The organism is Corallococcus sp. CA054B, from assembly GCF_003611625.1.
Lineage (GTDB): Bacteria > Myxococcota > Myxococcia > Myxococcales > Myxococcaceae > Corallococcus > Corallococcus coralloides.
In genome coordinates this window covers 1-22,515 of the sequence record NZ_RAVY01000059.1, presented here as the reverse complement: position 1 = coordinate 22,515, position 22,515 = coordinate 1, and the positions used below count along the sequence as shown (strand labels likewise).

Below are 22,515 nucleotides of genomic sequence, written 5' to 3'. Positions count from 1 at the left end.
GGTCAGCGCTCCCTCGGGGACAGCTGCGTCAGCACCAGCAGGCTGTCGGGCTCCGCGTGCGGCGCGAGCCGCGCGTAGGGGTTCTGCTCGGTGGGGAAGCCCGTGAAGCGCGAGGAGTTGGACTCGCCCCAGGACGGGTTGGGGAACAGGGGAATCGCGGGCGCGGTGGCGGAGAAGCGCTGCTGCACCTGGGACATCAGCGCGTGCTGCTCCTCCGGCGTGCCGGCGCGCTCGAAGCGCATGAGCAGCTCATCCGCCTGCGCATCGCCCATGCGGTGCCAGTTGGCCGCGGCCACCTCGCCCACCGGCCGCACCGTGCGCGGCGACAAGAGCCACTTGTAGAAGTTGTACGGCGTGGGGCCGTCCAGCGACCAGGAGATGGCCAGCTGGAACTCGCCCTTCTGCAGGCGCGTGAACCAGGTGCCGAACTCGTACGTCTTGAGCGTCACGCCGATGCCCAGCTTGCGCAGGTCGCGGCCCACCACCTGCCCCGCCCGCACCCAGTCCGACCACCCGCTCACGACCTCCAGATCCAACGCGAAGGGCTGCCCGTCCTTCAGGCGCCGCAGGCCGTCCGCGCCGCGCGTGAGGCCCGCCTCGTCCAGGAGCTTGTTGGCCGCTTCCAGGTCGTAGTGCGTCCACGCGTCCTTCGCGACCTCCGCGTCCTTCCAGCCGGTGTACGCGTCATTGAGGGCGGTGGCATCCGCGGGGCGGGTGTAGCCATACATGGCCACCTCCACCAGCCGGTCGCGGTCCAGCGCCATGCTCAGCGCCTTGCGCACGCGCACGTCGTCCAGCGGCGGGCGCGTGGTGTTGGGATAGAGGAAGACGGTGCTGCCGTAGAGCGGGAACCAGCGCGCGTGGTGCGCGGGATCTCTCGACACGAAGGTGCGGTCCACGGCCGGCACGAAGTTGCCCGCCCAGTCCACCTCCCCCTCCACGAGCGCCATGTTGGCCTGGTCGTTGGTGGGGAACGCGAGGAAGCGCAGCGCGGACACCGCGGGCTTGCCGGGCTGCCAGTAGTACGGGTTTTTCCCCAGCTCGTAGACCTGGTTGCGGAACAGCGTCACCTGGGTGAAGGGCCCGGTGGCCACCGGCTCCGGGTTGGTGAACGTCACCGGGTCCGCGACGTCCTTCCAGACGTGCTGGGGCACGATGATCTGATGCGCCAGGTCGCTGAAGCCCGGCAGGTACACGCGCGAGAAGCTGAAGGCGACGGTGCCCTGGGCTTCCGCCTTCACGTCCGTGAGGAAGCGCCACACGCCGCCCGCGTCCAGCGCCGGGTGTTGCTTGAGCAGGCCGAAGGTGAAGACGACGTCGTCCGCGGTGAAGGGCTTGCCGTCGGACCAGCGGACGCCGTCGCGCACGTTGAAGCGCAGCGTGAGCTGGTCCTCCGACCATGTGTGGCCGGTGGCGAGCCACGGCACCCACCTGCCCTGCGCGGAGCTGAAGATCTCCATGCACTCGTACACGCCCGCCCGGGTGGGCCAGCGCGCACCGGCGCCCGCGAACAGCGGGTTGAAGTTGCGCACCCACGCGCTCTGCTGCTCCACGGAGACGAAGAGCACGCCCGGCGGCCGGGGGCGCGGCTCGGACGAGCACGCCACCAGCAGCGCCAGCGGCAGGAGCGCGCGGGCGAACCTCACTGCGCGGCCCTTTCGTAGACGCGCACGTAGTCCACCTTCATCGTCTGCGGGAACACCGTCTTGGCGTCCGGCGGCCCCACGAACGAGCCACCCACCGCGATGTTCAGGATGATGAAGTGCGGATGGTCGTAGACCCACTTCCGGCCGGCGGGCAGGCTCTTCGGCGTCACCTCGAAGAAGACGGTGTCGTCCACGATGAAGCGCAAGAGCTCCGGCTCCCACTCCACCGCGTAGATGTGGAAGTCCTCGGCGAGCGGCGGCCCGGAGACGGCGTGCTGGCGGCCGATGTTCGAGCCACCCGAGTAGCCCGGCCCGTGCACCGCGCTGCTCACGACGGAGGGGATCTGCCCCTTGTGCTCCATGATGTCGATCTCGCCGCAGGCCGGCCAACCGACGGAGTCCACGTCCGCGCCCAGCAGCCAGAACGCCGGCCAGATACCCCGGCCCGTGGGCAGCTTGATGCGCGCCTCGATGCGGCCGTAGGCCTTGGAGTAGCGGTTCTTCGTCGTCAGGCGCGCGGACGTGTAGTCGTTGTTGCCGTAGCGCTCACGGCGCGCGGTGATGGCCAGGTGACCCTCGCCGTCCAGCGACGCGTTCTCCGCCCGATTGGTGTTGTACTCGTACTGGCCGTTGCCCCACCCGTCCCCGCCCACGTCCGGGACCCAGCGCTCCTTCGCGGGCAGCGAGCCCGCCGGACCGTCGAACTCGTCCTGCCAGACGATCTCCCAGCCCCTGCCCGGCTGCTCTGTCACTGGCCTGGGTTGCTCGTTTTGCTTGTTATCCAGACCTGCTGCCGGATCACACGAAGCCATTCCCAGGCCCGAGAGGGCCAGGGCGAGGACAAGACGGCGCGAAGTCATGCACTTCTCCCGACGTTCTGCGTGGGAAAGAGGGAGCGATCGCGCAGCGCCGCCTGGAGCACCAGGGTGGCCGCGCCCACGGCGATGGCCCGCTCGCCCAGCGTCGACGTGACGATGCGCGTCTCCGCCATGGAGACGGACAGGGCGCGCTGCCGCACGGACGCGCGCAAGGGGTCGAGCAGCATCTCGCCCACGGAGGAGATCTCCCCGCCCAGCACGACGATGGCGGGGTTCAGCAGGTTGAGCAGGCCGCCCACGGCGATGCCCAGATAGGCGCCCATGCCGTCGATGATCTGCTTCGCGGCGGCGTCGCCCGTGCGGGCGCCCTCCACCAGGTCGCGCACGGTGGGGCCCTTGCGGCCGCGCGTGCCCATGAGCTCGCGCGCGCGCTCCGTGAGCGCCGTGGAGCCAATGAGGGTGACGAGGCAGCCCCTGAGGCCGCACACACAGAGCGGCCCGTTGGAGTCCACCGGGATGTGGCCGATCTCACCGGCCGTTCCGCCGGCGCCCCGGTACACGTCGCCGTGGATGATGTGACCGGCGCCGATACCGGTGGCCAGCTTGATGTACGTGAGGTCCTCGCCGTTGGCGCCCGCGCCCCAGAAGCACTCCGACAGCGCGCCGAGGTTCGCGTCGTTGTCCACGAACACCGGCATGTCGAAGGTGGTCTCGAACCACGCCTTCACGTCCACGTGCTTCCACGCGGGGAGGATGAGGGGGGACATCTTGCCGGGAGCCGCCGGGTGCACGGGGCTGGGCACGGCCACCCCCATGCCGACGACGGAGCGGCGCGGGACGCGCTCGGCGTCCAGGCACTCCAGGACCAGCTCCTTCGCCTTCTGCAGCGACCCTTCCGGATCGCCGCGCACCGCGTGGCTCGCCTTGCTCTGCGTGCGCACGCGGCCGCGGAGGTCCGTGAGGACGACGGTGACGTGGGAGGCGCCCAGTTCGACGCCCACCAGGCTGAACGCCTCATCGCAGAAGCCGATGAGGGTGGGACGGCGGCCCCCGCGGGAGACCCCGGCGCCGATGCTGCGCACCAGGCCCGCCTGCTCCAGGTCCGCGACGATGGCGGAGACGGTCGACGGACTGAGCTCCGTGCGCCGGGCGATCTCCGCCCGGGAGATCTGACGCTCGCGCCAGATCATGTTGAGCAGCAGGCCGCTGTTCTGCGCACGCATGCCCGCCGCATCGACCGTCAACACCGCCGTTCCCGCTTTCATCGTCCGCTCACGTTCCTGGTTTGGCGCACCGGGCGCTCAGGTAGGGGCTACTTCCACTGGATGTCGTCAATGAAGAGGACGAGCGGCTTGACGTCCAGCCCGCCCGCCGACCAGCCGAAGCCCCCGCCGACCGTGCTGTAGCGGATCTTGCTGATGTCCAGCGTGTACTGTGTGGGCTCCGTGGTCAGCTTGACCTCGATTTTCTTCGTCCACCCGTCCTTGCCTTCGTAACCCGCGAAGAAGTTCACGGTCTCGCCGCCGCTCTCGCTCCAGGCGTAGAAGGTCACGGCGTTCGCGCCATCCGGCACCTGGAAGCCCGGGCGCGGGTCATCCTCCCAAGCGTCCTTCGGGAACTGCCAGAAGACGCCGGCCCACGCGTCCGCCTTCTGGGTGGCCGTGAACTTGTGGCAAGCGCCCAGGCCCGCGCCCGGGCGGGGCGTGTGGCAGATGGGCTCGTCCACCAGACCGCCCTGCTCGCCTCCGCCAGACCCCATGTAGCCGCTGGCCGCCCAGGTGCCGTCCACCGCCAGGGGCAGCGTCGTCTGGGTGCCCGCGTCCACTCCGGCGTCCGTCTCCGTGCCCGCGTCGGTGGTGGTGCCGGCGTCCGTCTCCGTGCCCGCGTCGGTGGTGGTGCCCGCGTCGGTGTTCGTACCGGCGTCCGTATTGGTGCCCGAGTCCGGCTTGGTGGTGCCGCCGTCATTCTGGGTGCCAGGCGTGGGGTCGTCCTCAGGGTCACAGGCGCCAACGAGCCCCGCCGTCGCGAAAACTCCAACGGCCGCCAACATCCACGCGAAACGCTTGGTGCGAAGCATGAATCCCCTCCGGGTTGTCTTGCTGGGATGACTTCGTTCTTACGGCGAAGAAATTGAAACCTGCTGGAATCCGCCGCCCGCATGCTGCGATGCGTCACCCCTGCTGCCACACGCCAGAGGAGAAAACGCCGTCTCCCGCCGCCGGGGCCCCTGCCACCTGGAGCCGCCCCGCGTCCCCGCCCATCGCGAACATGCGAGTTCGTTCGATTGACGAAGAAATACCAGCCCCCTTTACCCATTTGCAAGCAGCCGAGAACACGCTCCGTGGCGGTCAAGCTGTTGATGCAGTGCGCCGTGATTTTAGAGATGGGGATGGGACGGGAAGAGGCGCCTGCTCCGAAATGACCAGGAGCGCATCCGCACTGAGCGAGGCGAGAAGACACAAAAATGGCGATGCCCAACCTCGCGCTGGGCATCGCCATCAGGTTCTACGCGTTCCTACGCAGACAACTTCTCAGGGAAGCAGCTGACCCAGTTCGCGCTTCCAGACAAGGTAGCCCCGGGTCCCGTCTTGCCTCTCGACGTGAAGGCACCATGTCTCTTTCGTGTAGCTGTCACCCACGATGCGAACCTTCTCCCTCGGACGGAGCTGACTGACGACATCCGATGAATCCAGGTGGCTATATCGGCCACATGCTTCGCTGGATTGAAGCAGTGGAGCCTCCATCGCCACTTCAAGGTGGCGTGGTTTCCGGGCATCCGTACAAGCCATCATCATCATCATCCCGCCAAGAAGGATGGTTCTCATATCGGCTCTCATTGCAAGAAGTCGAAGTTCGTTCCCCAAGGCGCAACTGATCCAGTCGCAGGGATGGATGCAGGATAGTGGTTCACATCCGACATCATTCCTCCCAGAATCAGCATCGTCGCATACTCCGAAGGAGCAACTGATCCAAACTCGACACCTTTCGCATCCTTGAGTGCTTGCTGACTGGGGTGCGTGCAGTTCTTGGTGAAGAGATTGTAGTCACTGGCACTATTCTTACTGCCAAAGTCGATCAATGCCGCCTCAAAGGCCGCCTCCTCTAGTGGAGTGAGCGGGAGCACCACACCCGTCCCTCTTCTGAACGAGTTGGCGCTCAGGTATTTTGAAAAATCATTGACGGTCATTCCGCTCGGCCCCCACGAATAGGACGTCCCATTCACGCGGGCCGAGACGTGACCGAATGAAGATGCCCCCCAGCCGGCGGAGCTCCAGAAGATAATCTCCGCATCCAATCCAGTTGAATCCGTGAAGAACATTGGATTGTTCAATGCGTAGGCATAAGTCGGACGGAGGTGCGGCCCCTTCGCGAGCAATGGCTCCGGCTGGAGGTATCGGCCGATGCTCGGATCGTAGTAGCGGTTCCAGTTCTCGAAAAGATCCGTCTCCGCGTCGTAGTAGTGACCCGCGAAGCGCAGGGGGGTCCAGAAGGGCTGAGCGCCCGTCTCGTAGCGCTGGTACTCGAAGCTTTCCACCGCCGCGCCCATGGACGTATTCGGTCCGGAGCTATCAGCCGGGCCCGCGGAGATGTGCACGCTCATCCCATCGGCGGGCAATGAGAACCAGGGGGTGATCACCTGGTTCATCTCCGGGTCCTGATAGCTCACCTCCTGGGGGGCCACGGGGTCATTCCAGTAGACCATCACGTCGTCCTGCCCATCATGGATGTCGATGAACATGAACCGGGCGCGCGCACGAACCTGGACATTGCTGTTCTCCGCGGGCTGCCGGAAACCAGCGAAGGTCTCTCCGTCGTCATCCGGGTAGGGAAGCCCTGAACTGTCCCAGGTGGAAAGCCGGTTGACGTGGCCAAAGGGCTGGTAGTCCGCTGCACCTGCCACAAGTCCATTGCTATTCAACATCAGGACCGGCTTGCCCACGATGTCCGTGACGGGGAAGTAAACGCCGCACGCCGCGGCTTCACCGTCACGCCTGCAATCCACGGTCGAGTCAGGCTCGCGGACGTTCTGTGTCGCGCCCAGCCTGCCCCGGAAGACCATCAACGGACGTCCTCCGAGCCAGACGTAATCATCCACCACACGGAAGTTATCATGACTCTGCGGGACGAGTTCATTCCATCCCTGGTCCACCAGCAACTGATTGCCAGTGCCATGGAAGAATTCATCCCGCCGATTGAACGGGTTGACCTTGGCGCGCCTGCGTCCCAGGGCATCGTAGAAGTAGTTGTACGTCAAGCCATTGACCCGAACGGCACGGAAGACAGAGGCTCGCGCCGCCCCCTGCCCTTCCGACGCGTTGAAGGGCGCATAGCCGAACTCCATCCGGTTCGCGGGCTGCCCAGACATGTAGCGACCCGATTCCCTGGTCACCGCGCGCCCATCCGCGTCGTAGGTGAAGTTCGTCTTCGTGTACTGCCCACTGGGCGGCGTCATGGACATCAGCAGGTCCGAGCGATCCCCCGTGTCAAATGCGATCGAGTAGGGGTAGTTGCCGCTGAACTGGGTGAACAGAGAGCGGTTGCCACGGCGATCGTAGCCAAACGTCTGCTGCTCGAAGGCTCCACCTGTCGCGTCCCAATTGCCAGCGGGCCGGGACGCGGACGTCAGCCTCAGGGTCCGATCATAGGCAAACAGTTCCGTCCTGGGCGTCGTCGCCCCCAGAAGACACGTGTCCGTCCGCACGACCTGATCGGCGTTCCACGTATAGGTGCGCTTGTAGATGCCACCGTTGTTGAATGTGCTGCCCGGAGTGAAGTCATCCCGGTTGACGCGCAATGAGCGCACGCGCCCCGTCAGGTCCGAATTCGCGGCGGATGGGAAGGCCGCCGAGCAATTGGCGGGGGCCTGCGTGCCATCATCCCCCAGCGCATACTCCACGGCCACCGGGCGTGTTTGAGCGGGCAACGGGTTGATCTGGTAGCCCCGCAGACCGCCGAACGGCTCCCAGGCCACCTTGCTCACCAGTCGTTCGGTTTGCGAACCAGAGCTCGTGAACAGGGTCACGTCGATGGCGGAGACCCGATGCGCATTCGCATGCGTGCCGTAGACATAGGTGACCGTGCGCCCGTACGGATACTGGATGTCCGACAACCGCCCAAGGCCGTCATAGGTGTACAGCGTCTCCAGTTCCGGCGTGCATCCCGCGTCGCCCTGCCGCTGCCGAAGCTCACCCTCCACCCGCCCCAGTACGTCGTAGCGATACCAGGTGCGGCCCAGCGAGTCGTCGCGGTACCTCAACCTGCCCTCGGAGTGCAGCACGGCACTGCCACAGCCTGACGGCATCGTCCCGCCCGCGTCATAGGCGAACTGGTAGAGCGTCTCACTGACGGGCGTGGTGCCGCTGCCCCTGCGCTTCGCCTGCAAAGGTCGACTCAGGATGTCGTAGCTGTACTCCAGCCACTCGTTCGCCAACCGCATGGCTTCCGTCTGCTTCACGAGCAGGTTGCCGCGCACATCGAAGGCCTGGCGCACCGGTCCGGTGGCATGCGGAAGCTGTGTCTGAACAAGGTTTCCGAAGTCGTCGTACTGGTACGAAGCCAACAGCCCACAACCCGCGACCGCGCTGGCACAGCCCGCGCGCACGGCGTTCACATTGCCCTGGGCATCGTAGGCCAGCGTCGTGTGTTGTTCGAAATTGCCGGGCAGATAGTCGGAGACGCGGTTGAGGCGGTCCGTCGTGTCGTACCCCATCTGAGTGCAGAGGGCGGAGAGGGTTGTATCCGGATTGCGGCAAAAGTCAGGGGCGGCATTGAATGGCCGGCCGGTTGCAATCAGATTGCTATTGAGGTCGAAGCCATTGACGGCGGCGAAGCTTCCCGTTCCCACACCCTGCCGGGCATAAGTGGGGCGCGATTGGGGATCAGGATGATGCGTCGACCGGGTCCGGACTTCCTCGACGCCATTGCGGCGGGAACGCCGCTCCTCGGTCTTCAACGCACCATCAGGCCAGTAGGTCCTGACCGACTTTTCGCTCCAGTCCACTCCAAACTCGTCGTCCGCCACTGCCAGCCACTGGAGCTGAGCTGTCTTTTGCCCACCCTGGCATCCCGCACCCGTCGTTCCCGTCCGATAGCAGGAGACTGTCCAGACTCCGTCAGGCTTCTGTACCGCCCGTACCTGTGCGCCGTCGTAACGCAGGGTCGTCGACAGCCCCTCGCTCGTTGCACTCAAGAGGCGCCCGCCCTGATACGTCATCGTCATGATGCCGCCCTGAGGAGTAACGACCTTGGTCGCGACGCCACGTGCATCGTAATCCCGGTATTCGGTCGTGAGCGGTGACGAGATACAGGTGTCGGACTCACCCACGTGAGAGGTGTAACGCGACATCTTCCAGAGGCGCCCCGCGTTGTTGCTGCGCTCCACCGAGGGCGGCCCGTAGTAGTGGTACTGGGTGAGGGGGTAGTCAAAGCCCGTGCAGCCCGTCGCTTCTGGACCGCTCACGAGGCAAGGCCCCCGGACCTCCTTCAGCACCGTTCCGCCGGTGTCAGACTCTCCAGAACACTTGAGATGGTTGTAATAGAAAATGCCGACATGGCGGGCCACGGGGCTTGACCACGTGCCAGTGGTCTCGTTGAACGTCTGCGTGAAGCCGGAGCGGATCACGGACTTCACGAACCGCGTCGCCGTGTCGTAGGTGGTCCGCGTGACGACCTGGCCACTCGGCTGCAACACGGACGGCATGGTGCGCGTGGAGAACTCCACCGGCTTCCAAGGGCTGGGGATTGATCCCGAAGGAAAGCTGGCGAACACCTGGGCCGTCGTTCCACCCGTGACGCCACCATTGCCGTAGTAGTCCTGACCGTAACCCCGAAACACCTGCGTCACCGGGCTGACCGTCCCGGGAACAGATTCCGTGCCCGCAGGAGCAAAGGTCATCTGGGTGACGTCGTAACGCCCGAGCTTGTTCCGGACAGAGTTCATGTAGAGCGTGCCATCCGCTGGCGTCGCGTACCCATAGCTGATGTCTCCGGCCGCGAAGCTCATGCAGTTGCCTGACACGCATGTGTCCTGGACTCCGTCCAGGATGGCGTAGGGCGCGTAAGCGGTGCTGCGGGAGAAGAACTTGCGGCGAAATTGAACCGACGTGCCGGCGGAGTCGCCTGAAGTCGCTGTCGTCGGCTCGGCCGAAGGCGGCACGCAGTTCGATCCACCGCCCATGGCGGCCGGACCATCACAGTCGCCGGACCCCGCGCTCATGGCCATGGTGGTGGTCGTGCCCGCACTGACCGACGCCACCTTGCCGGACTGATACTCATGTCCCGTCAGGGCCGACTGATTGACCGAGATCTTCCACGCGGTGGCGGTGGCGGTGGTCGCCGTGGTGTCCTCGTAGGAGACGCTGTCCCCGGTTTCCGGATAGTCAATCCGGGAAAGGAGGCCGGCCCTTTCGAAGCTGAGGCCCGCCCCAAGGGGATAGTGGAAGACCGCGACTGCGGTTTCGGTGGGGTCGGAAGAGTTGGCGTTATTGCGAAGATACAGCGTGTCCAGGACGCACTCCGTTCCCGGAATGGCATCCGGGGCGGCATGGACGGGCCGATAGGACAGGCGCAGCCGGCTGCCCTCCTCTGTCGTGACCGTGGAGAGGTACGGGACCCCATTGCCCAGAGCGCTCGCACCCGGGCAGGCGAACACCTGGCCGCCCTGGGTGAACGGAGGGGGCGTCGCGTACGTCAGGTTGAGACGAGCGCGCGGCGTTCCCGTCAGGCGGTCCTCCTCGATGCGGCTCAGGAAGAAGCGACGCACCAGGCCGCCGGGCGTCGCCGTCCACCTGTGGGCATAGATGAAACGGCCTTCCCCTGGCTTGGTGAGGATGAAGGAACCGTTGCTGGCCCAGAAGAGGCTCGCATTGGACCAGCGGCTGTTGGTGCGGAGCGTGGCGTAACATCCGGAGCCGGAAACCAGGCAGGCGGAGAACTCGATGACTTCGCCCTCCGTATCGCGCACGGTCCAGGTGCTGACCCCCGGAACAGCCCCCTGGACATGAACGAAGCTGTAGAGGGTGTGCCACCAGCGCATGGAGCTCTGGCGGGTCGGGCTGGAGCCAAAGGGCTTCGCGACGAACGGCTCCGCGCTGTTGCCCAACATCGACTGGTAGGACCAGAAGTTGTCGGTGGAGACGTACTTGCGCACGAAGTTCAGGCCGCCCTGATCCCCGTGGATGCCCACATCCGTCGCGGTGAAGCGCGTGGTGAAGTCCTTCAGGTTCACGCGAGGGGCGGACATGGAGGAGACGCCGGAGGTCGCGACCGTGGTGCCAGTGTTTTCACAGACGTCCGGCTCGGGTTCCGGAGCCTTCTCTCCTTCTGCCCCGCCGGTCCCAACGCCACGGCCACCACCGCCGCGTGGGACATCCGGGCCCGGCAAATGCTCCCGGGGTGGGGTTGTCAGGCCCCTCCCCGGCAGGGGATTGCTGACGCTACTGCTAGGGCTGTCAGTGCTAGGGCCCATCACGGTGATGGTGCCGCCGACACATTCACCCATTCCATCGGTTGTAGGAGCCGTACAATTCGCTACGTCGCTGGCGCTGGGGCCTCCACGCGGGTTGCCAAAGCCTCCCTGTGCGTAGGAACACACGGGGCCCGTCGCGCAATACGTGCCGCTGAGGGTCCTCGCCCCCGTGACGGAATCAATCTGGGGTTTGATGCCCGCGCAGGTGTTGCCACACGCGTTGCTGTCTTCACACGAGGTGCCACCGGGCGCGCATTGGAAGTTCTGTGAGCTTCCCGTAGCGCAGTGCATTTCGCCCGCGATGTAGCCTGTCTCGCTGCAGGACTTGCTGGACACGCAGCACTGGAAGTTCCCTCCGGCCTGGGAGGTGCCGTCAAGCCCGAAACTCGGGGCCTTCAAGCATCCGTTCGGGCCACTGCACGAGGCCTGGGAGTCCCCCGAGCCCAGGCAGTAGCCGACGTTCAGCCCATCCCCACAACCGCAGGTCCAGCGGACATATCCGGACCCTGGTCGAAGCTCGCAGTAGTCGAACGTGGCGCCCGAGCAGCCTTCGTCCGCTGCGCCGTCCCGGTTGTCATCGCAGCCGTTGCCGCAAGCGTCCAGCGCCTGTGCCGTGGCAGGCTGACATGGACCCAGGCGCTCGTTGTTCACGCAGGTGGCCGTTCCCCCCGCGCCGCACGCGGAACATGCCTGGGGCTGATTGTGGGGCTCGCAGTCACCCCACTCTCCCAATTGCCCTGGAGGCGCCGTGCAGTACATGACGCCCCGGCAGCCTCCAGCGTTGGTGCAGGAACTGACAGAGCCCCCGGAGCACGTGGGCGCTGCTTCCGCCGCTCCCCAGGAAAACAGACACAGGACACACAACAACAACATCCGGACAGACAAAGGCATCGCCGTCTCCGACGGAGAAGAATGCTTGAAGGAAAGAGAGCGGATCAGCCGCGGGAGGGCGCCACGGCGCCCTTCCACTCCGCGGGGGGGATGCAGACTCGGGCGCTGGCTCCGGGATGCACCCGCGAGCACTTCCACTGCGCGGGGCACTGGGCTTCGCCGGTGCACGTCTGGCTGCAGAAATAGCCCTCGTCGGGCAGTGCCCCGGTGTGCAGGCAGAGGCCTGACTTGCATCCGGAGGCACCGTGCTTCGTGCAGTCCTCACCGACCTCATTCGAGGCGGTCTCCGCCAGCGCCGTACGGTGCTCGGCCAGGACGGGCGAGGGTTCGATGGCCGGGGCCGGGGCCGGCGACTCCGCGGAGCAGGCCAGGACGCCCGCCATCAGCCCTCCCAGGAGCCAGGGGGACCGGAGACACACACACCAGAGAGATTTCAAGACGCCTTCCCAGTCGATGACGGACGTGAGGGCGCCAATGATTGAAGTGTCCCCCAGTGAACGCGGCGACATAGATTGTCCATGGCCAGACTGTCAAGGCCATGGGTCGCGACTGCCCTCAATCCCTGTCAGGCTCTCAGTGCGTCAGCGGCGGCGGACCGATCATGCGCCGGACGACGTCGAGCAATTGCTCGATGTCGAAGGGCTTGGGCAGGAAGCCCGCGCACGGCAGGTGCTGCCAGAAGTCCGGCGGGCTGGCGCTCATCATCACCACCGGGACGTCGCGCAGGGCCGGGTCCTTCTGCATGGACTCCAGCACCCCGGGCCCGTTGAGCACCGGCATCATGTAGTCGAGCAGCACCATCGACGGGCGCTCCTGGCGCATCCGCTCCAGGGCATCGCGGCCGTTGAGCGCGGTGGCCGTGCGATAGCCTTCGTCGGACAAGAGGTCGCGGACAGCCTCCACGATGCCGAACTCGTCGTCGACGATGAGGACGGGCCCCATGGTCACGTGCCTCGGCGCTTGCGGATGGTGCGGCGCGGCTTCGGCGGCGTCGCCCTGGCAGAGGACACAGTGCCCGCGCGCGGCTTGCGGCGCGGCTTCGGCAAGGGGGTCGGCTCCGGAGACCGCGTGCGCGCGAGCCCCGTCATCAACATCTGCCCTTCCGCGAAGGGCTGGCCGACGTTGAGTCCCTTGTCCGTGATCTCCAGCTCGCGCAGGGCGGGATCGTAGGCGCTGTTGCGCACCTTGAGCACCGCGATGAGACGGCGCAGCCCGGAGTGCAGCTCCACCATGCGCAGGAACAGGATGTTCTCCGCCACCATGGAGATGCCCTTGAGCGGGAACTTCACCTCCGGCCCGAAGGCGGAGGTGGCCTCCGCGGTGTAGAGGAGCGTCACCTCGCGCACCCGGCACTCGTTGACGAGCGCCGCCAGGAAGCGCGCCACCCGCGTACTGCGAGTGGAGGCACGGCGGAGCGCTTCATAGCCGTCCAGGAAGACGCGGCGCACCCGGCCGCTGCGGACGATGGTCAACAGCTCCGTGCCCAGCTTGTCGAGGATGTTCTCCGTGGGCGGCCGGAAGCTCACCTCCAGGTCCCCCCGCTCCATCAGGGGTTGCAGGTGCAGGCCCACGCCCGCCGCCTGCGCGAGCATCCGCTCCGGCGCGTCGTAGAAGGCGAAGTAGTGGCCGCGCTCCCCCTGGCGGGCCCCCTCCGCCAGGAAGCACAGGCCCAGCAGCGTCTTGCCGCTGCCCGGCGGCCCCAGGAGGATGGTGGTGGAGCCCGAGGGCACGCCGCCCTTGAGCATCGAGTCCAGGCCGGCCACGCCGAAGGCGTCGCGCTCGCGCCTCCCCGCGCCGGGCACCAGGTTGCCGTCCACCATGGATTCCAGGCGGGGATAGACGGTGAGCCCGTCACCGGTGATCTCGAAGCCGTGCTGCCCCAGCTTGTACGCGCTGCCCCGGAACTTGCGCACGCTCAGCTCGCGCAGGGTCCGCACGCCGAAGGTCCGCTGCTGGAGCAGCAGCAGGCCATCCACCATGGTGTGCTCCGCGCGCAGGCCCTTGCCGCCCCCGGTGGTGAGCACGACCGTGGTGCAGCCGATGAGGCCCGTCACGACCTGGAGGCCGTGGATGAACTTCTTGAGCGCCTGCCGCGACGGCGCCAGCTCCTCCGCCGCCAGCAGTCCGTCCAGCACGAGCAGCGAGGCCTTGTGCGCCTTGATCTCCTTGCGCACCAGCTCCGCGAGCGCGTCCAACCCGCCCTGCTCCAGGATGGTGAAGGCGCTCAGGTAGCTGATCTTCCCCGGAACGCAGGCCGGGTCGAAGAACGACAGCGTCTGGAGGTTGCTCACCAGCTCCGTGTGCGACTCGGCCAGGAGCGTGAGGTAGAGGACCCGGTGGCCCTGCGCCGCCTGATGGAAGCAGATCTGGTTGGCGAGGATGGTCTTGCCCGCGCCCGGCAGGCCCAGGACCATGTACATGCGGCCCTTGCGCAGGCCGCCGCACAGCACGGTGTCCAGGCCGGGAATGCCCGTGGACACCCGCTGCTCTTCGCGTGCACCGCCCGGCGTCATCACACGCTTCCTTCCCGGGCGTCACGCGCCAGGCCGGAGCGCGAGGAGCGGCCCCGGGTGGACTCCATAGTCCAGACCCCGCGTGAAGGCTCAACAATCTGGGGAGCGTGCGTTCGTGGACGAACACGCAGGCCCGGCCCGCCGGCCGCTCAGCGGGCGGCGTTGGCGTCCGTCGCCGGGACGGGAGCCGCGCCCCCCGTCAGCGGCTTGAGCGACGCGCGCAGGGCTTCAATCTGGGCGCGCGCCTGGTTCTTCAGCGACTCCACGTCATCCAGCGTCATCCCCTTGGTGGAGATGGGCGTGCCCACCGTCACCAGTCCGCGCGACGTGGCGAAGCGCCACGAGTGCTTGGGCAGCGCGAGCCGCGTGCCGCTCACCGCCAGGGGCAACACGTCCGCCTGGTTCTCGATGGCGAGCCGGAAGGCGCCGTCCTTGAAGGGCAGCAGCTCGTCCGTCTTGGAGCGCGTCCCCTCCGGGAAGATCATCACCGGCATCCCCTTGTCCAGCCACTGCTTGCAGCGCGCCATGGCGCCGGTGGCCGAGTCGCGGTCGCCGCGCTCCACCGGGACGTCCCCCGCGATGCTCATCATCCAGCCCACCACGGGCACCTTGAAGAGGCTCCGCTTGCCCAGCCACTTCATCTCCCACGGCAGGAAGGAGATGAGGAAGCAGTCCGCGTTGGATTCGTGGTTGCTCACCACCACGGTGTTGGGCGCCACGCGGTCCGGCACGTTCCCATGCACGCCGAAGCGCCAGAAGGGCGTGAGCTTCGCGGCGGTGACCCCCACCACGCGGAAGCAGCGGCCCACCACGTAGCGGCGCTTGTCGAACAGGAACGTGATGAGGAGCAGGAAGAGCTGGACGAAGAAGCCCACCAGGGCGACGAGGGCCACCTCGAGCCAGGTCCAGATGGAGAGCAGTGCGTTCATGAGAGGTGTCCCTTGGGCATGAGGGGTTTTCAGGTGAGGACCGCGGGGTCCAGATCCACGCTCACCGGGCAGTGATCCGACCCGTGAACGTCCGAGTGCACGGCCGCCTTCTTCACGAAGGCGAGCGCCGCGGGGGTGGCGAGCACGTAGTCGATGCGCCAGCCGATGTTCTTCTCGCGCACGCCGGCGCGCTGGCTCCACCAGGAGTAGTGGCCGCCGCTCGCGTTGAAGTGGCGGAAGGTGTCCACCCAGCCCGCGCGGATCCACCGGTCGAACTCCGCGCGCTCCTCCGGGCGGAAGCCGCTGGTCTCGCGGTTCTCGCGCGGGCGCGCCAGGTCGATGTCCTGGTGGGCGGTGTTGAAGTCCCCCATCACCAGCACGCGCTGGTTGTCGCGCAGCGGCTTCTCCAGGCGCGCGAAGAGGCGGCGGTAGAAGTCCAGCTTGAAGGGGATGCGGGAGAGGTCCCGGTCCTTCCCGTTCCCGTTGGGGAAGTAGCCGTTGACCACGGTGAGCTTGCCAAAGCGGGCGAACTGGAGGCGGCCCTCCGCGTCCATCTCCGGCGCGTCCAGGGTGGTGGTGAGGTCGTCCGGTTCGTGGCGGCTGAAGAGGCCCACGCCGCTGTAGCCGGGGCGCTCCGCGGCCACGAAGTGGGTCTTCCAACGGCGGGGGGCGCGGACCTCCGCGGGGAGCTGCTCCACGCGGGCGCGCACCTCCTGCAGCCCCACGATGTCCGCCCGGGCCTTGGACAGCCACGGGAGGAAGCCCTTGCGGTGGATGGAGCGCAGACCGTTGACGTTCCAGGAGACGACTCGCACGCCCCCGCTTATGGCGAAAGCGCGCGGGTATTTCCAGCCCCCACCGTTCCTGGACGGACGGTGGGGGCCGGTCACTGCTCAGTGCGTCAAGGGACTTCGGTGCCGCTCGCCTTGTTCTGCGGGTCACGCGCCTTGCGGACGATGAAGTCCGCGCTGTTCACGTTGGTGTCGTAGCTGTTGCCCTTGGTCGCGTCCGCGCCGGTGCCCTCCATGGTCGCGGCGGACGAGCCAGCGTTGGCCTTGCGCTCGAAGCTGCCGGCCGCGCCCGGAGACCCAGTGACGGGGCTCCTGCCTTCCGCGGAGTCCGCCGTGGAGCCGTAGCCCACCGTGTCCACCGCGAGGGCGTCCGTCGGCTGGTTGCCGATCCCGGCCTTGCCGAGGCGGATGTGGCCCACCGAGCCGCCCAACTGGAGGGTGGTGCCGAACGACGCATCACCCGGGACCGTGGTCCCGCCGGAGTAGGAGCCGCCCGTCACGAGGTAGAAGCCGTGCGCTGCGATGGTCGCCCCCGAGGGCAGCGCATAGGTATTGTTGTAGGACTTGCCGTCCGCGCTCTTGTACTGGAGCTTCCAGCCGGCGATGACGACGGGCTCGTTCGTCGGGTTGTAGAGCTCGATGAACTCGTCGTTCGCACCACCGGAGCCGGCAACGGCGAACTCGCTGATCACGACGTGGTTCGTCGTGGGGGCGGCGGTGACCTTCGCCTGGGCGGACACGGACTGGCCGTTGAGCGTGGCCACGATGGTGCCCGTCGAACCGGACGCGCCGGCGGTGAAGGTGAACTTCGCGGAGATCTCGTTGGCCGGCACCGTCACGGTGGCCGGCACGGTGCCCACGTTGCCCGTCGTGGACAGCTCCACGACCGTGGCGGCCGCGGCCGGGATGTCCAGCGTCACCGTGACGTTGGCCGTCTGTCCTGAGGACAGCGACACCGTCTCCGGCGACAGGTACGCCAGCGCGGCCGCTTCCGTCGCACCCAGCACGCGCACCGTGGCGGTGCGCGAATCGCCACCCAGCGTGGCCGTCAGCGTCGCCTTGGCGGAGCCCGCCGCGTCGTCCGCCGTCACGATGACCGCCGCGGTGCGCGTGCCCGCGGGCACCGTCACCTGACCGTTGTTGGCCACGACCACCGAGGGGCTGGACGAGGCGACCTGGACAACGACGTCCGTGGTGGCCTCGGCGCTCAGCGTCACCGACAGCGACTCCGGAATCGTCTCACCCGTGGTGCCCGAGCGCGCGAAGACCGCGGCCGGCTCCAGGGCGCTCAGCGTCGCGGTGGTGCCCGCGTCGGTGCCCGCATCCGTCTCCGTGCCCGCGTCCGTGCCCGCATCCGGAGCCGGGCCCGCGTCGATGGCGCCGCCGTCCGTCTCGGTGCCGGCGTCCGTCTCGGTGCCGGCATCGGTCTCGGTGCCCGCATCGGTCTCGGTGCCCGCGTCGGTCTCCGTGCCCGCGTCGATCTCCGTGCCGGCGTCCGTCTCGGTGCCCGCGTCGATCTCCGTGCCGGCGTCGATCTCCGTGCCGGCGTCCGTCTCGGTGCCCGCGTCGATCTCCGTGCCGGCGTCCGTCTCAGTGCCCGCGTCGATGGTGCCGGCGTCGGTCTCCGTGCCCGCGTCCTGCTCAGTGCCGGCGTCGGTCTCCGTGCCCGCGTCCTGCTCGGTGCCGGCGTCCGTCTCCGTGCCCGCATCCTGCTCGGTGCCGGCGTCCGTCTCGGTGCCCGCGTCCGTGTTGGTGCCCGCGTCGGTCGTGGGCGTCGTCACCTGACAGCTGTTGTTGCAGCGGTCGCCTTCGACGCGGTTGCCGTCGTCGCACGCCTCGCCACTCTCGATGATGCCGTTGCCGCAGACAGGGTTCTTGTCGTCATCACCACCGCACGCCGACAACACCAACAGCACCGCTGACAATGGGACCAGCAGGTGCCGGGAAGACCAGGACATGAAGACTCCGTGTTGAGTACTGAGCCTCCTCACAAACCACAAAATTACAGGCCGACGCAAACCCCTCCCCGTGACTTCTGGATCACGGCCACGGAACCTTCCGGGTCGCCGGTTTCTCAAGACCTGACAGTGCGGGTGGGTCGTCCGGGCCAGCCCGGTTTCAGCCAGGGGTTCCGCGGGTTTGCGGGGAGGCTGAGTCCCTCAATCCATGCGCATCCAGGAAGCCCCGAACGGACTGGGCGATCTCCGTCCCGGCCTCCAGGAGGCCCGCGTGGCCGGCGTCATCCACCTGGAGCCAGTAAGCCTGGGGCAGCGCGCGGTGCAGCCGCTGCACTTCCGACAGGGGCACGAGGACGTCATTGCTCGCGGCGATGATCAGCACGGGCACGCGGATGGACGGGAGGACGTCCCAGGCGTGGCCCTCCGTGAGGCCTCGCAGCGTGCGCCAGTAGGCCTGCGCGCTCATGTGGTAGAGCGCGTCCAGGAACTCGGCGATGTCCTCGCGCGGAGCCCGGGGCCGCAGCGCACCCACGGCCCGCGCCAGCGGATCCGCCAGCGGGGTGGCGAGGAAGGCCTTCACCGCGGGCGCCACCACCGGCACCCAGGGCGTTCCGGCGGCCAGCATCCCCTTCGCGGCGGACAAGGCGACGCGTGAGCCCCAGCGCGGATCCGCCGAGCCCGGCACGCCCGGCGTCCCCGCGATGAGCGTCATGGACGGCACCAGATCCGGCCGACGGCGGTACAGCTCCAGCAGGATGCGCACGCCCATGGAGAAGGCGATGTGATGCGGGGGCTGGCCGTCGCCGCGCGCCATGGCCGCCTCGGTGACGCGCTCCAGGTCGTCCACGTGCACCTGGACGCGGTAGTCGTTGTCGCGCGACTCCTCGCTCATGCCGTGGCCGCGGTAGTCCCAGTGCACCACGCGGTGGTCCTGCTCCAGGTCGGCGACGATGTGGCGCCAGAAGTTCTCCGACGTGCCGATGCCGTTGGTCAGCAGCACCGTGGGGCGGTCCGCGAGCGCTGCGTCGCGGCCCTCCTCCGGCATGCCCGAGCTGTGGGTGTGGACCGCCACCCGGGTGCCATCCGGGGCGGAGACGAGGTGCGTGGCGCGACGGTAGGGCATCCCCGCCCACCATGCGGCCGGGCAGGCGCGGGTGCAAGGGCCGACAGCCCGTTCCCCCGAGGGCACCCTCCCCCGTCCGCGCAGGCCGTGCTGGACGCGCCCGGGCCTCCAGGCAATGGTGCGCGCGATGCTCAGCGTGGAGGCGAAAGGGTTGGACGTGGCGGCCGTGCTCGCCCACTACGAGGCGCACGGCTTCGCGCGCCTGGGCCGTGTGCTGGACGACGCGGGCGTGGAGGCGCTGCGCGAGCGGGCGGACGACCTGATGCTCGGCCGCGTGGTGTACCCGGGGATGTTCTTCCAGCCGGACGCCACCACCGGCCGCTACGAGGACGCGCCCCTGGGACTGGGCTGGCAGGGCCCGTCCCTGGACTACCGCAAGCTGGAGAAGCTGGAGAAGGATCCGCGCTTCCTCGCGTGGATGGAGAACCCGCTGTTCGAGCGGATCGCCCGCGCGCGCATCCCCGGCGACATCGTCCTGTACCGCGCCATCCTCTTCCACAAGGGCCCCGCGGGCGGCAGCAACCTGCCCTTCCACCAGGACGGCGGAAAGCTGTGGGGCCTCACGCGCGAGCCGGACCTGCAAATCTGGACCGCGCTGGACGACGCGCCGGAGGGCGGCGGCTGTCTGGAGGTGATCCCCGGCAGTCACCGCGCGGGCCTGGTGACGGCGCTGGGCGGCGTGATTCCCCCGGACCGCGTGGAGGCGGCGGACGCGGAGGCCCACGTGGTGCCCCTGCCGGTGCGGGCCGGAGAGGCGCTGCTCGTGCACAACCACGTCTGGCACCGCTCCGGTCGGGGCAGGCCCGGACAGAGGCGGCGCGCGTTCTCCGCCTGCTACATGAGCGCGGACACCACCTGCGTGCGCAAGAAGAAGGCCCCGCGCGTGTTCCCTTCGATGTTCCGTCACCCGGTGCGCGGCGGCTGAAAGGCCCTATCATCCGGGGCGTGTCCGGACACCCTGGAGTCCTCGTCGCCGAGCAGCCCCACTACCTGCCGTGGGTGGACTTCTACGAGCAGGTGGCCCGCGCCGGCACGCTGGTGGTGCTGGACGACGTGCAGTGGCTCCGGCGCGGCTGGCAGCGCCGCACGCGCGTCGCCCTGCCTCATGGCGTGCCCACGCCGCCCCCGTCCGAACCGGGCTTCCAGTGGCTGTCCATCCCGCTGGAGGATCCGCACCGCGACACGCGCATCCGCGACCTGTCGGTGGACTCGAGCCAGCCCTGGGCGCGCAAACACCTGCAGGCGCTGGTGACGCTCTACGGAGGCAGGCCCCACTTCCGCGCGCAGGTGCTGCCGCTCGTGGAGCCCTTCTACGACGCCGCCGCGCGCGAGTCCGGCCCGGGGTCGCTGTTGCGCGTGCTCCTGTCCAGCATGGCGCTGTTCCATGGGCCGCTGGGCTTGGAGCCGAACCTGGTGCTCTCCTCCACGCTGGAGCGCCGGGGCGAGGACAAGACGCAGCGGCTGGTGGAGTACTGCCTCCAGACGGGCGCGCACACGTACTACTCGGGGACGGGCTCCACGGTGTACCTGAAGCCGGAGCGCTTTCGCGCGGTGGACGTGCGCCTCTTGTGGCAGCGCTTCCGTCACCCGGACTACGCGCAGGGGCGCGAGGGGCGCTTCGTGACGGGGCTGTCCATCGTGGACGTGCTGGCCAACGTGCCCGTGGAGACGGTGCGCACGTGGCTCCAGCCGTCGCCGTGGGGGCCGTTCGCGGGGGACGGCCCCCAGCCACTTCAGCCAGCGGACGCGGCGGTGGGCGTGGAGTCCGCCGGCTTGTCGAAGCGCACGAAGTAGCTGCGCACGGCGGCGTCCAGCAGCGCGGGATCCAGGCGCGGCGGCTGGCCCTGGTAGTTCGCCATGTCGATGACCTGATCCAACAGGTCGCGAGGCTGGCACGCGGCGAAGGGCCGGTGGTTCGGGCGGTAGTGCTCGTCGATGAGGTAGTCCACGGCGCGCGCGTCGTAGGGCACGCCGCGCTTCTTGCACATCACCTGGAAGATCTCGTGGAACTGCTCTTCGTCCGGGCGCTGCACCTCCAGCTTGTAGCGGACGCGGCGCAGGAAGGCGTCATCCACCAGGGCGCTGGGGTCCAGGTTGGTGGAGAAGGCAGCGAACACGTCGAAGGGCACCTGGATCTTCTTGCCGGTGTGGAGCGTGAGGATGTCCACGTCGCTCTCCAGCGGGACGATCCACCGGTTGAGCAGATCCTTGGGGGACACCTTCTGCCGGCCGAAGTCGTCGATGAGGAGCATCCCGTTGGACGCCTTCATCTGGAACGGCGCCTCGTAGTACTTCACCTCCGGCGTGTAGACGAGGTCGAGCATCTCCAGCGTGAGCTCACCGCCCACCACCACGAGCGGACGGCGGCAGCGCACCCAGCGGCGGTCATACGAAGGCATGCCGGGCTCGTCCTCCATCGCGCGGTGGATGTTCGCGTCGAACATCTTCACCACGAAGTCGTCGATGAGCAGCGCGTGCGGGACGAAGATGTCCCCCTCGTAGCAATTGACCATGCCCTGGCAGATGGCCGTCTTGCCGTTGCCCGGGGGGCCATAGAAGAAGATGGCGCGCCCGGAGTTCATCGCCGGACCGATGCCGTCGAAGATGTAGTCGCGGATGATCAGGTCGCCGAACTTGTCCTGCATGCGATGGCGGGTGATGCGATTGCCGCGCACGGTCTGCTGCTTCACGGCGGCGACCCATTCGTTGAACGGCACGGGCGCGGGACCGTTGTAGCGGTTGCGGTCCAGGATCTGCCGCAGCACGTCCGTCACGAAGGTCGTGAGCTGGTAGATCATCGTGGAGCGGCCCACACCGGATCCGCCACCGCCGCGGATGTCGATGTACTTCTGCCGGCGCAGGCCTTCGATGACCTCGTCCACCAGCGTGGTGGGCAGTTGCAGGCGCGTGGCCACGTCCATGCCGCGCATCTCGCCCGCGAAGAAGATGGCCTTGAGGACCAGCTCCTCCACGAACGTCGCGTTGAGGCCGGCCTCCTGGAGCGTCTTCGGCTGCGCGGGCCAGAAGCGGTTCGTCACCGGCGCATCCGACGCTTCACCGCGCCGGAAGCCGCGCCGCTCCGGGCCCACGTAGTTCTGCGGCGGTGCCGGCGCTGATCCACGACGGTCGGGCCCGGGTCCTCCTGGCGGCGCGCCACGGCGGTCCGCTTCCGGGGGACCCCGGCGATCCGCCTCTGGAGGGCCTCGGCGCTCCATGCCGGGGGCCGCGCGACGCTCAGGCTCCTGCGCGGGGGGAGGCGGCGGACGCGGAGGCCCACGTGGTGCCCCTGCCGGTGCGGGCCGGAGAGGCGCTGCTCGTGCACAACCACGTCTGGCACCGCTCCGGTCGGGGCAGGCCCGGACAGAGGCGGCGCGCGTTC

General features: G+C 68.0%; 15 protein-coding genes and 1 pseudogene. 3 read left to right on the top strand and 13 right to left on the bottom strand.

What is annotated here, in order from left to right; all coding sequences use genetic code 11:
* Positions 1-2 precede the first annotated feature (2 nt).
* The 12 genes from D7V80_RS16705 to D7V80_RS16655 form a co-directional block, all read right to left on the bottom strand.
* Positions 3-1,646, bottom strand: a complete 1,644-nt coding sequence (locus D7V80_RS16705) for an ABC transporter substrate-binding protein (RefSeq protein ID WP_120589105.1) — start codon at positions 1,644-1,646, stop codon at positions 3-5.
* Positions 1,643-2,398, bottom strand: coding sequence for a family 16 glycosylhydrolase (locus D7V80_RS16700; RefSeq protein ID WP_233585413.1), 756 nt, complete (start codon positions 2,396-2,398; stop codon positions 1,643-1,645). The genes D7V80_RS16705 and D7V80_RS16700 overlap by 4 nt, the downstream gene beginning before the upstream one ends.
* Before the next feature lie 104 nt (positions 2,399-2,502).
* Positions 2,503-3,729: an ROK family transcriptional regulator gene (locus tag D7V80_RS16695; protein WP_120589103.1), complete on the bottom strand. Its 1,227-nt coding sequence runs from the start codon at positions 3,727-3,729 to the stop codon at positions 2,503-2,505.
* Between the two features lie 47 nt (positions 3,730-3,776).
* On the bottom strand, positions 3,777-4,541 hold the full coding sequence (locus D7V80_RS16690; protein WP_120589102.1) for a hypothetical protein: 765 nt from the start codon (positions 4,539-4,541) through the stop codon (positions 3,777-3,779).
* Positions 4,542-5,297: 756 nt separating this feature from the next.
* Entirely contained in the window at positions 5,298-10,691 is a 5,394-nt protein-coding gene (locus D7V80_RS16685) for an RHS repeat-associated core domain-containing protein (protein ID WP_158616649.1), read from the bottom strand.
* Positions 10,692-11,866: 1,175 nt separating this feature from the next.
* Positions 11,867-12,205: a hypothetical protein gene (locus D7V80_RS41805; protein WP_158616648.1), complete on the bottom strand. Its 339-nt coding sequence runs from the start codon at positions 12,203-12,205 to the stop codon at positions 11,867-11,869.
* Positions 12,206-12,395: 190 nt separating this feature from the next.
* Positions 12,396-12,764, bottom strand: coding sequence for a response regulator (locus D7V80_RS16680; RefSeq protein WP_120589100.1), 369 nt, complete (start codon positions 12,762-12,764; stop codon positions 12,396-12,398).
* A 2-nt stretch (positions 12,765-12,766) separates the two neighbouring features.
* Positions 12,767-14,335 carry an ATPase domain-containing protein gene (locus D7V80_RS16675; RefSeq protein WP_120589099.1) on the bottom strand — a complete coding sequence of 523 codons (1,569 nt, stop codon included), beginning with the start codon at positions 14,333-14,335 and terminating at the stop codon, positions 12,767-12,769.
* Positions 14,336-14,484: 149 nt separating this feature from the next.
* The gene (locus D7V80_RS16670) at positions 14,485-15,264 is read right to left on the bottom strand and encodes a 1-acyl-sn-glycerol-3-phosphate acyltransferase (protein WP_014396775.1); all 780 of its coding nucleotides are present in this window, start codon (positions 15,262-15,264) and stop codon (positions 14,485-14,487) included.
* Between the two features lie 29 nt (positions 15,265-15,293).
* Entirely contained in the window at positions 15,294-16,079 is a 786-nt protein-coding gene (locus D7V80_RS16665) for an exodeoxyribonuclease III (RefSeq protein WP_120589098.1), read from the bottom strand.
* A gap of 86 nt (positions 16,080-16,165) precedes the next feature.
* Positions 16,166-18,013, bottom strand: a complete 1,848-nt coding sequence (locus D7V80_RS16660) for a lamin tail domain-containing protein (protein ID WP_120589097.1) — start codon at positions 18,011-18,013, stop codon at positions 16,166-16,168.
* 160 nt (positions 18,014-18,173) lie between these two features.
* Positions 18,174-19,136, bottom strand: a complete 963-nt coding sequence (locus tag D7V80_RS16655; RefSeq protein ID WP_120589096.1) for an alpha/beta fold hydrolase — start codon at positions 19,134-19,136, stop codon at positions 18,174-18,176.
* Between the two features lie 127 nt (positions 19,137-19,263).
* Between D7V80_RS16655 and D7V80_RS16650 the strand changes: the two genes are divergently transcribed.
* Entirely contained in the window at positions 19,264-20,061 is a 798-nt protein-coding gene (locus tag D7V80_RS16650; RefSeq protein ID WP_120589120.1) for a phytanoyl-CoA dioxygenase family protein, read from the top strand.
* A gap of 20 nt (positions 20,062-20,081) precedes the next feature.
* A complete protein-coding gene (locus D7V80_RS16645; protein ID WP_120589095.1) occupies positions 20,082-20,930 on the top strand; it encodes a WbqC family protein in 849 nt (282 codons plus the stop codon).
* Here D7V80_RS16645 and D7V80_RS16640 read toward each other — a convergent pair.
* Positions 20,870-22,345, bottom strand: a pseudogene (locus tag D7V80_RS16640) (ATPase); the annotation flags it as partial. The gene D7V80_RS16645 and the pseudogene D7V80_RS16640 sit on opposite strands and share 61 nt — an antisense overlap.
* Between D7V80_RS16640 and D7V80_RS43935 the strand changes: the two are divergent.
* Positions 22,240-22,515: phytanoyl-CoA dioxygenase family protein (locus D7V80_RS43935; RefSeq protein ID WP_370452504.1), on the top strand; the 276-nt coding region annotated here is incomplete at its 3' end. The pseudogene D7V80_RS16640 and the gene D7V80_RS43935 overlap by 106 nt on opposite strands.

Excerpts from the sequence above, each read along its gene's own strand:
- D7V80_RS16695 (WP_120589103.1), bottom strand. The coding sequence starts at position 3,729 with ATGAAAGCGGGAACGGCGGTGTTGACGGTCGATGCGGCGGGCATGCGT.
- D7V80_RS16690 (WP_120589102.1), bottom strand. The coding sequence starts at position 4,541 with ATGCTTCGCACCAAGCGTTTCGCGTGGATGTTGGCGGCCGTTGGAGTT.
- D7V80_RS41805 (WP_158616648.1), bottom strand. The coding sequence starts at position 12,205 with ATGGCGGGCGTCCTGGCCTGCTCCGCGGAGTCGCCGGCCCCGGCCCCG.
- D7V80_RS16680 (WP_120589100.1), bottom strand. The coding sequence starts at position 12,764 with ATGGGGCCCGTCCTCATCGTCGACGACGAGTTCGGCATCGTGGAGGCT.
- D7V80_RS16675 (WP_120589099.1), bottom strand. The coding sequence starts at position 14,335 with ATGACGCCGGGCGGTGCACGCGAAGAGCAGCGGGTGTCCACGGGCATT.
- D7V80_RS16670 (WP_014396775.1), bottom strand. The coding sequence starts at position 15,264 with ATGAACGCACTGCTCTCCATCTGGACCTGGCTCGAGGTGGCCCTCGTC.
- D7V80_RS16660 (WP_120589097.1), bottom strand. The coding sequence starts at position 18,013 with ATGTCCTGGTCTTCCCGGCACCTGCTGGTCCCATTGTCAGCGGTGCTG.
- D7V80_RS16655 (WP_120589096.1), bottom strand. The coding sequence starts at position 19,136 with ATGCCCTACCGTCGCGCCACGCACCTCGTCTCCGCCCCGGATGGCACC.
- D7V80_RS16650 (WP_120589120.1), top strand. The coding sequence starts at position 19,264 with ATGCTCAGCGTGGAGGCGAAAGGGTTGGACGTGGCGGCCGTGCTCGCC.